Below are 10440 nucleotides of genomic sequence, written 5' to 3'. Positions count from 1 at the left end.
GAATGGTGTCGCACGACCGTTGTCGACGGTCGTGACACGCTGGGCCGGGCGGGTCCGCGCACCCGCCCGGCCGCACTCCGCGAGGGCGGTGCGCCACACCGCTCGCGGAGCGGGTCGGCCCAGCCTGCGCCCCCGCCACCTAGGGGCACCCGTAGGGGCACGCTAGGGGTTGTGACCGCCGTCCGGCGACAATTACCTTTCGTCCGGCGCGTAAGACCTGGTGGGGGGCTGAAACGCCATTTTGTCTGGCAATTCGTGGTCGGCTGAATGGGTTTGGATCTTCGCGGCTTGTGGCGTCCGTGGACGGTATTGGGTCGCTGTTTCTCTCCGACCCGAAGAGGTGGCGTCAATGGCGACTGAAGATACGCTCCGGGAGTACCTGAAATGGGTGACGGCGGACCTTCACCAGACCCGGAGGAAGCTCGGCGAGCTTGAGGCGGCCAACCGCGAGCCGATCGCCATCGTCGGCATGGCCTGCCGCTTCCCGGGCGGGGTGGCCTCGCCCGAGGAACTGTGGGAGCTCGTCGACTCCCGCCGCGACGCCTGCTCCGCGTTCCCCGCCGACCGCGGCTGGGACCTGGCACGGCTGTTCCACCCGGACCCCGACCACCCCGGCACGTCGTACGTGGCCGAGGGCGGCTTCGTCGACTCCGCCACCGAGTTCGACGCCGCGTTCTTCGGCATCTCGCCGCGCGAGGCGCTGGCCATGGACCCCCAGCAGCGGCTGCTGCTGGAGACGTCGTGGGAGGCGTTCGAGCACGCCGGCATCGACCCCTCGACGCTGCGCGGCCACCAGGTCGGGGTGTTCGCCAGCACCACCGGCCAGGACTACGTGGGGCTGCTCCAGCAGCCGCCGCCCGGCACCGAGGGCTACATCCTCACCGGCACCGCGGCCAGCGTCGTGTCCGGCCGGATCTCGTACGCGCTCGGCATCGAGGGCCCCGCCGTCACCGTCGACACCGCCTGCTCGTCGTCGCTGGTCGCGCTGCACCTGGCCTGCCAGGCGCTGCGGCAGGGCGAGTGCACCCTGGCACTGGCCGGCGGGGCCACCGTCATGTCCACCCCGTCCGCCTTCATCGGCTTCAGCCGCCAGCGCGGTCTGGCCATGGACGGCCGGGTCAAGTCGTTCGCGGCCGCCGCCGACGGCACCGCCTGGGGCGAGGGCGCCGGCCTGCTGCTCGTCGAGCGGCTCTCCGACGCCCGCCGCAACGGCCACCCCGTCCTCGCGGTCGTACGCGGCAGCGCGGTCAACCAGGACGGCGCGAGCAACGGTCTGACCGCCCCCAACGGCCCGTCCCAGCAGCGGGTCGTGCTCCAGGCGCTGGCCAGCGCCCGGCTCGCGCCCGAGCAGGTCGACGTGGTGGAGGCGCACGGCACCGGCACCACCCTCGGCGACCCGATCGAGGCGCAGGCGCTGCTGTCGACGTACGGGCAGGGCCGGCCGGCCGACCGGCCGCTCTGGCTCGGCTCGGTGAAGTCGAACATCGGCCACACCCAGGCCGCCGCCGGCGTGGCCGGCGTGATCAAGATGGTGATGGCGTTGCGGCACGACACAGTGCCCGCCACCCTGCACGTCGACGAACCGACGCCCAACGTGGACTGGACCGCCGGCGCGGTGTCGCTGGCGACCGAGCCGCAGCCGTGGCCCGCCGGGGAACAGCCCCGCCGCGCGGGCATCTCCTCCTTCGGCATGAGCGGCACCAACGCCCACGTGATCATCGAGGAGGCGCCCGCCGCCGATCCGGCGGACGCCCCGGACGGCCCCGCCGCCGCGACCGACCCGGTCACCGTGCCCGTCACCGCCCCGGTCGACGGTGCCGGCCTGGTGCCGGTGCTGGTCTCCGCCCGCGACGCCGCGTCCCTGACCGCGCAGGCCACCCGCTGGGCCGACTGGCTCGACGAGCGCCCCGAGCCGCGGCTGACCGATGTCGGCTGGTCGTCGGCGAGCACCCGGGCCAGCCTCGAGCACCGCGCCGTGCTGCTCGCCGGCGACCGCGCCGCCCTGACCGCCGCCCTGCGCGCGCTGGCCGCGGGCGGCGACGCCCCGGGCCTGGTCGCCGGTGCGGGCCCGCGCGGCGGCAAGCTCGCGTTCCTCTTCTCCGGCCAGGGCGCGCAGCGCAGCGGCATGGGCCGCGAGCTGGCCGCCGCGTTCCCCGTCTTCGACCGGGCGCTGGCCGAGGTCTGCGCCGAGCTGGACCGGCACCTGCCCCGCCCGCTCGCCCCGGTGCTCTTCGCGCCCGAGGGCGACGAGGCCGGCGGGCTGCTCAACCAGACCCTCTACACCCAGGCCGGCCTGTTCGCCGTCGAGGTCGCGCTGTTCCGGCTCCTGGAGAGCTGGGGGATCGTCGCGGACGTGCTGCTGGGCCACTCGATCGGCGAGCTCTCCGCCGCGCACGCGGCCGGTGTGCTGTCGCTTCCCGACGCCGCCACGCTGGTGGCCGCCAGGGGCCGGCTGATGCAGGCCCTGCCGGCCGGCGGCGCGATGCTGGCCGTCCAGCTCCCCGCCGACGCCGTCCGGGCCGCCCTGGCCGGCGTCGAGGACGCCGTCGCCGTCGCCGCCGTCAACGGGCCCACCGCCGTCGTCGTCTCCGGCACCGCAGCCGCCGTCGAGGAACTCGAACGCCGCTGGGCCGACCAGGGCGTACGTACCAGGCCGCTGCGGGTCAGCCACGCCTTCCACAGCCCGCTGATGGAACCGATGCTCGCCGAGTTCGCCGCCGTGGTGCGCCGGCTGGAGCTGCACCCGCCGGCGCTGCCGATCGTGTCGAACCTGACCGGCGCCGTCGCCGACGCCGACGAGATCCGCACCGCCGAGTACTGGGTGCGGCACGTGCGGGAGGCGGTCCGCTTCGCCGACGGCGTCGAGCAACTGCGGGCCCTGGGCGTGCGTACGTTCCTGGAGGTCGGCCCCAGCGGGGTGCTCACCGCGCTGGCCCGCGACGTCCTGGCCGACGACGAGACCGCCGCCGTGGCGCTGCTGCGCCGCGACCGCCCCGAGCCCGCGTCGGCGCTCACCGCCCTCGCCGAGCTGCACGTCGGCGGGGTGGAGGTCGCCTGGACGCGGCTGTACGCGGGCGCCGAGACCGCGCGGGTGCCGCTGCCCGGGTACGCCTTCCGCCGCCAGCGCTTCTGGCCCGAGCCGCCGCCCGCCGGCCCCGACACCGCCTCCGCCGACGGCGACGACGAGTTCTGGGCCGCCCTGGAGCAGGCGGACGTCGACACGCTGCGCGGCGAGCTGGGCGACGACGACGAGCAGGTGCGGGCGCTGCTGCCGGCCCTGCCCGTGCTGTCCTCCTGGCGCCGGTCCCGGCGGGAACGCTCCCTCGTGGACGGCTGGTCGTACCAGGTGAGCTGGCAGCCCGTGCCGGTCGGGGACGGCGACACCCCGGCGGGCCGCTGGCTGGTCGTGCTGCCCGCCGAGGACGCGCCGGCGTGGGCCGACGGCCTGGCCGGGCTCTTCGGCGACGCCGAGCCGCTGGTGCTGCGCGTCGGCGCCGCGGACCTGGACCGCGCGGCGCTCGCCGCCCGGCTCCGGGTGCTGACCGGCGGCCGCGGCGTCGACGGCGTGCTCGCCGTCGTCGCCGGCCAGGACCGGCTGCTGCCCGCGCACCCCGGCGTGACCCTCGCCGCCGCCGGCACCCTCGCCCTCGTCCAGGCGATGACCGACCTGGACCTGGTGGCGCCGCTGTGGTGCGTCACCAGCGGCGCGGTGGCGGCGGCCCCGGGCGACCGGGTCACGCACCCGCTGCAGACCGAGGTCTGGGGCCTCGGCCGCGCGGCGGCTGTCGAGCAACCGCACCGCTGGGGCGGCCTGGTCGACGTGCCGGCCACAGTCGACGCCGCCACCACCCGGCGGCTCGCCGCCGTGCTGGCCGGCCACGGCGGCGAGGACCAGGTGGCCGTGCGCCCCGGCGGCACCTGGGCCCGGAGGCTCACCCCGGCCCCGCCGCCGACCGACGAGAACCCGGCCGGTGACTGGTGGTCCGGCGCCGTCCTGGTCACCGGCGGCACCGGCGCCCTCGGCGGCCACGTCACCCGCTGGCTGCTCGACCGGGGCGCCGGACGGGTGGTCCTGGCCAGCCGCCGGGGCGCCGCCGCCCCCGCCGTGGCGGACCTGCTCGACCGGTACGGCGCCGACGGGCGGGTCACCGCCGCCACCTGCGACGTCACCGACCGGCGGTCCGTGGCGGACCTGGTCGGCTCGCTGCCCGACCTGACGGCGGTCGTGCACGCCGCCGGCACCGACCAGCTCACCCCGATCACCGACACCACCCTCGACGAGTTCTCCCACGTCGTCGCGGGCAAGGTGCTCGGCGCCCTGCACCTCGACGCCTGCCTCGCCGAGCGCGACCTCGCCGCGTTCGTCATGTTCTCCTCCATCTCCGGCGTGTGGGGCAGCGCCGGGCAGTGCGCGTACGGCGCCGGCAACTCCCTGCTGGACGCCCTGGCCGTCAACCGGCGCGACCGGGGCCGGCCGGCCACCGCCGTGTCCTGGACGGCCTGGGGCGGCGCGCACGGCATGGCCGCCGAGAACGTGGCCACCGAGCAGCTCAACCGGATGGGCCTGCCACCCGTCGACCCGGAGAAGGCGCTCGTCGCCCTCGACCGGGCGCTGCGGCGGCCCACGCCCTGCGTGACCGTCGCCGACGTCGACTGGAGCCGGTTCCACCCCGCGTTCACGGTGGCCCGGCCCAGCCCGTTCCTCGGCGACCTGCCGCAGGTGCGGGCGCTCGTCGCGCAGGAGGAGGCCGCCGCACCGGCGGACGGGGTCGCGGCGCCGCTGCGCCACCTCGCGGCGCTCCCGGCGGCGGAGCAGGAGCGGGAGCTGCTGCGGCTGGTCAACGAGCAGACCGCGGCGGTGCTGGGCCACGCCACCCCCGACGAGCTGCGCGGGCGCCCGTTCAAGGACCTCGGCTTCGACTCGCTGACCGCCGTGGACTTCCGGGGGCGGCTGAACGCGGCCACCGGCCTGCGGCTGCCCACCACGCTGGTCTTCGACTACCCGACCCCCGCCGAACTGGCCGCGCACCTGCGCGAGCTGGTCTCCGGCGCCGCCCCGGCCGCCGCCCCGCAGGCCGTCGTCGTCGACGCCGACGAGCCCGTCGCGATCGTCGGCATGGCCTGCCGCTACCCCGGGGGCGTCGACGGGCCGGAGACGTTCTGGCGGCTGGTCGCCGACGGCGTGGACGCCATCTCGCCGTTCCCCGCCGACCGGGGCTGGGAGATCCCCGAGCCGGCCGAGGGGACGCACCCGCCGGCGGGCGGCTTCCTCCACGACGTGGCGGACTTCGACCCCGCGTTCTTCGAGATCTCGCCCCGCGAGGCCCTCGCCATGGACCCGCAGCAGCGGCTCACCCTGGAGACGTCCTGGGAGGCGCTGGAGCGGGCCGGGGTGGATCCGGCGTCGCTGCGGGGCACCCGTACGGGCGTCTTCGTGGGCGCCTCCACCTCCGGCTACGGCACGGGGCTGACCGAGGTCCCCGAGGGCGTCGAGGGCTACCTGATGACGGGCGCCGCGCACAGCGTCATCTCCGGCCGGGTCGCGTACGCCCTCGGGCTGGAGGGCCCCGCCGTCACGGTCGACACCGCCTGCTCCTCGTCGCTGGTGGCGCTGCACCTCGCCGGTGCGGCGCTGCGGCGCGGCGAGTGCGACCTGGCGCTGGCCGGCGGCGTGGCCGTGATGGCCACCCCGACGGCGTTCCAGGAGTTCTCCCGCCAGGGCGGACTCGCCTCCGACGGGCGGTGCAAGTCCTTCGCCGCGACGGCGGACGGCACCGGTTGGTCCGAGGGCGTCGGCATGCTGCTCGTGCAGCGGCTCTCCGACGCCCGGCGGCAGGGTCGCCGCGTCCTCGCCGTGGTACGCGGCTCCGCCGTCAACTCCGACGGCGCGTCGAACGGCCTGACCGCCCCCAACGGCCCCTCCCAGCAGCGGGTGATCCGGCAGGCGCTGGCCGGCGCCGGGCTGGCGGTCACCGACGTGGACGTCGTCGAGGCGCACGGTACCGGCACCGTCCTCGGTGACCCGATCGAGGCGCAGGCGCTGCTGGCGACGTACGGGCAGGACCGGGGCGACGCCGGGCCGCTGCTGCTGGGCTCGGTCAAGTCGAACATGGGCCACGCGCAGGCCGCCGCCGGTGTGGCCGGCGTGATCAAGATGGTGCTGGCGATGCGGGAGGGCACCGTGCCGGCGACGCTGCACGTGGACGAGCCGTCGCCGCACATCGACTGGTCGGCCGGCGACGTGGAGCTGGTGACCCGGTCCCGGCCGTGGCCGGCCGCCGACCGGCCCCGCCGCGCGGCGGTCTCCTCGTTCGGTATCTCCGGCACGAACGCCCACGTGGTCGTCGAGCTGCCCGCCGACGCGCCCGCCGACGCCGAGGCGGCCGACGCACCGATGCCGCCGGCAGCCGCTGCGGCGGGGGAACGCGCCGGGCTGCTCACCGCCGACGTGGTGGCCTGGCCCGTCTCGGCCCGGTCCACCTCGGCCCTGGCCGCGCAGGCGTCCCGGCTGGCCCGGCACCTGCGCGCGCACCCCGGCCTCGCCCCGGCGGCGGTCGGCTGGTCGCTCGCCGCGACCCGCTCGGCGTTCGACCGGCGCGCCGCCGTGCTCGGCACGACCCCCGGCGAGCTGCTGGCCGGCCTGGACGCGCTCGCCGCCGGCACCCCGGCCGGCAACGTCGTGACCGGCACCGTCGCCAACCACGGCGCCGGACCGGTGTTCGTCTTCCCGGGCGCTGCCCCGGCGGGCGCGGTGGCCGCACTGGTGGGCCGCTGCCCGGTCTTCGACGACACCCTCGCCGAGTGCCGGCAGGCCCTCGCGCCCTGGGTCGACGTCGATCCGGCCGCCCTGCTCACCGGCGCGGACGCTGCCTGGGCCGACCGGCCGGAGCTGGCCCGGCCCGTCCGGTTCGCCGTCGGCGTGGCGCTCGCCGCCGTCTGGCGGCACGCCGGTGTCACCCCCGCCGCTGTCGTCGGCACCGGCGACGGCGAGGTCGTGGCCGCGTACGTGGCGGGCCTGCTGTCCCTGCCCGACGCCGCCCGCACGGTGGCGATGCGGGCCCGCGCCGCCGCCGGCGGCCTGGACCACGACGGCCTCCGCGCCGCCCTGGCGGGGCTCGCGCCGCAGCCCGGGACCGCCCGGCTGGCCTCCACTGTCACCGGGGACTGGGCCGACGCGGCGGGCCTCGGCGCCGACCACTGGACCGACCCGGCCACCCTGGGCGCCGACCCGGCCACCCCCGGCGCGGCCCCGGCCGTCCCCGGCGGCGGGGACGGGGGGCCGGAGCGGCTCGACACCGCCCTGCGTGCCGCCGTCGCGGCCGGACACCTGACCTTCGTCGAGGTTTCGCCGGAGCCGGCACTGGCTGCCGGGATCGCCGCCGCGCTCGACGCCGCCGGCACCCCCGGACACGTCCTGGACACCCTCGGCGGCTCGGCCGACGCCGCCACCCGGCTGCTGACCGGCCTCGCCACCGCGCACGCCCTCGGCCTGCCGGTGGAGCACCGCCGGCTGCTGCCCGAGTCCGAACCGGTCGACCTGCCCACGTACGCCTTCGACCGGCACCGCTACTGGCTGGAGCGCACCGGCGCGCACCGCTCCGTCCTGCCCGCCGTGGGCCTCGACGTGGTGGACCACCCGCTGCTCAGCGCGGTGGCCGACCTGCCCGGCGACGAGGGCCTGCTGTTCACCGGCCGGATCACCCTCACCACCCACCCCTGGCTCGCCGACCACGCCGTGCTGGGCACGGTGCTGCTGCCCGGGACGGCCCTGGTGGAGCTCGCGTCCTGGACCGGCCGGCAGGCCGGCGCGGCGACCGTCGCCGAGCTGAACCTGGAGGCGCCCCTGGCGATCCCCACCGAGGGAGGAATCGACCTGCGGGTACGCGTCGGCCCGCCGGACGAGACCGGGCACCGGCCCGTCGCCATCCACACCCGGCGCGACGACGACACCGCGGCCGACGGTTCCCGGCCCTGGCAGCGGCACGCCTCCGGGCAGCTCGCCGACACCGCCGACCCGGACCCCGCGCCGGCCGCCGTGTGGCCGCCGGCCGACGCCGAGCCGATCGCCCTCGACGGGCTCTACGCCCGGCTCGCCGCCCAGGGCTACCACTACGGCCCCACCTTCCGGGCGCTGCGAGCCGCCTGGCGCTCGGGCCGGGACATCCTCGCCGAGGTCGCCCTGGACGCCGACGCGTCCACCGACACCACGGCGTTCTCGGTGCACCCGGCCCTGATGGACGCGGCGCTGCACGCCATCGGCGCCAGCGCCACGGCCGACGACCCGGCCGGCGACCCCGCCAGCGGCGCGTCGGGCACCGACGGCGGCCCCGGCATCCGCCCGGGCCTGCCGTTCACCTGGTCGGGCGTCACCATCCGGCCCACCCGTGCCCGCGAGCTGCGGATCCGGCTGCGCGCCACCGACGCCGGCTCCGTGGCCCTGACCGTCACCGACACGGGCGCGACCCCGGTCGCCTCCGTCGACGGTCTGGTCCTGCGGCCCATCTCCGGCGAGCAGCTCAGCGCCGCCCGCCGCTCCGTCAGCCGGTCCCTGCACCGCCTCGACTGGGTCGCCCCCACCACCGGCCGCGCCGGCACCGCCTCCCGGCTGGTCGTCCTCGGCGCCGACTGGCCCGGCGCCGACCGGCACCCGGACCTGTCGACGCTGGTCGCCGACGTACGCGCCGGCGCCGCCGCGCCCGACGCGGTGGTGGTGACCTGCGCCGGAGCCGCCGCCGACGAGCCCCACCCGGCCGCCCAGGCGCACCGGGTCGCCCACCGGATGCTCGCACTGGCCCAGCAGTGGCTCGCCGAGGAGGCCCTGACCGCCGCCCGGCTGGTGGTGGTCACCCGCGGCGCGGTCCGGGTCGACCCGGACGAGCGGATCGCCGACGTGCCGGCCGCCACCGCCTGGGGCCTGCTGCGCTCCGCCCAGTCGGAGAACCCCGACCGGATCGTGCTCCTCGACGTCGACGACGACGCCCCGGCCGCCGCGCTGCTGCCGGCCGCCCTCGCCACGGGCGAACCCCAGCTCGCCGTACGCGCCGGGCAGCTCCGGGTGCCCCGGCTGACCCGCCTCGGGCCGCCGCCGGCCGAGGCGTCCGGCCCCGACCTGGCCGCCGGTACCGTCCTGGTGACCGGGGCGACCGGCCTGCTCGGGCGGCTCGTGGCACGCCGGCTCGTCACCCGGCACGACGTACGGCACCTGCTGCTGGTCAGCCGCAGCGGGGCGGACGCCCCGGGCGTCGTCGCGCTGGTCGACGAGCTGGCCGGACTGGGCGCCACCGTCCGGGTGGCCGCCTGCGACGTCACCGACCGCGACGCGCTCGCCCTGCTGGTCGACCAGCTCCCCGCCGACCTGCCACTGACCGGCGTGGTGCACGCCGCCGGGGTGCTCGACGACGGTGTCCTGCCGGCGCTCACCCCGGAGCGTTTCGACACCGTGCTGCGACCCAAGGTCGACGCGGCCTGGCACCTGCACGAGCTGACCGAGAAGCTGGACCTGGCCGCGTTCGTGCTCTTCTCCTCGGCGGCCGGCCTCTTCGGCGGCCCCGGGCAGGCCAACCACGCGGCGGCGAACTGCTTCCTCGACGCCCTCGCCCAGCACCGGCACGACCGGGGACTCCCGGCGCTCTCGCTGGCCTGGGGCCCGTGGGTCAACGACACCGGCGACGGGCAGACCGGGCACGTCGACGAGGCCCGGATGAACCGGGGCGGCTTCGTGCCGCTCGGCGCCGAGGAGGGCATGGACCTGTTCAGCGAGGCCCTGCGCTTCGCCGAGCCGGTGGTCGTACCGGTCGACCTGGACCTCGCGTTGATCGGCCGGTACGGGCCGGCGGCGGTGCCGCCGGTGCTGCGGTCGCTGGTGCGGCCGGCGGCGACCGGCGCGGCCCGGGCCGCCGAGCGGAACCCGGCCGAGGCGCTGCGGGAGACCCTCGCCGCCACGGCGGAGGCCGACCGCGACCAGGTGCTCTCCGACCTGGTGCGGACCCACGCCGCCGCCGTCCTCGGCTACGCGTCGATCCGCTCGATCGACGCCGAGCGCGGCTTCGTCGAGCTGGGCTTCGACTCGCTGACGGCTGTCGAGTTCCGCAACCGGCTCAACGCGGCCACCGGCCTGCGGCTGCCCTCCACGCTGATCTACGACCGGCCGACCACGGCCGCGCTCGTCGAATACCTGCGCGGCGCGCTGCTGGCGGAGCGCAGCACGTCCGCGCTGTCTGTGCTCGGCGAGCTGAACAAGCTGGAGCACGCCATGCGCGCGGTGTCCACCGGCGACACCGACCGGGCCGCCGTCGGCACCCGGCTGCGCGAACTGCTCTCCCTGTGGACCTACACCGAGGCCGGTGCGGACTCCGCCGCCGACGAGGGCACCAGCCTCGAGTCGGCCTCCGCCGAGGAGATCTTCAGCCTGCTGGACGAAGAGTTCGGCTCGGCCTGATC

The 10440-nt window shown here is 77.2% G+C and carries 1 protein-coding gene; it reads left to right on the top strand.

Going from position 1 to position 10440, the window contains the following annotated elements:
• The first annotated feature begins 349 nt into the window (after window positions 1-349).
• Window positions 350-10438 (top strand): type I polyketide synthase, encoded by a 10089-nt coding sequence (locus tag O7622_RS23185; protein ID WP_282310310.1) that lies wholly within the window; start codon window positions 350-352, stop codon window positions 10436-10438.
• Window positions 10439-10440: the final 2 nt, after the last annotated feature.

Origin of the sequence: Micromonospora sp. WMMD1076, from assembly GCF_029581475.1 — a bacterium.
Lineage (GTDB): Bacteria > Actinomycetota > Actinomycetes > Mycobacteriales > Micromonosporaceae > Micromonospora > Micromonospora aurantiaca.
Note: the sequence above shows the minus strand (reverse complement) of the source record. Positions and strands in the feature narration are given on the sequence as shown.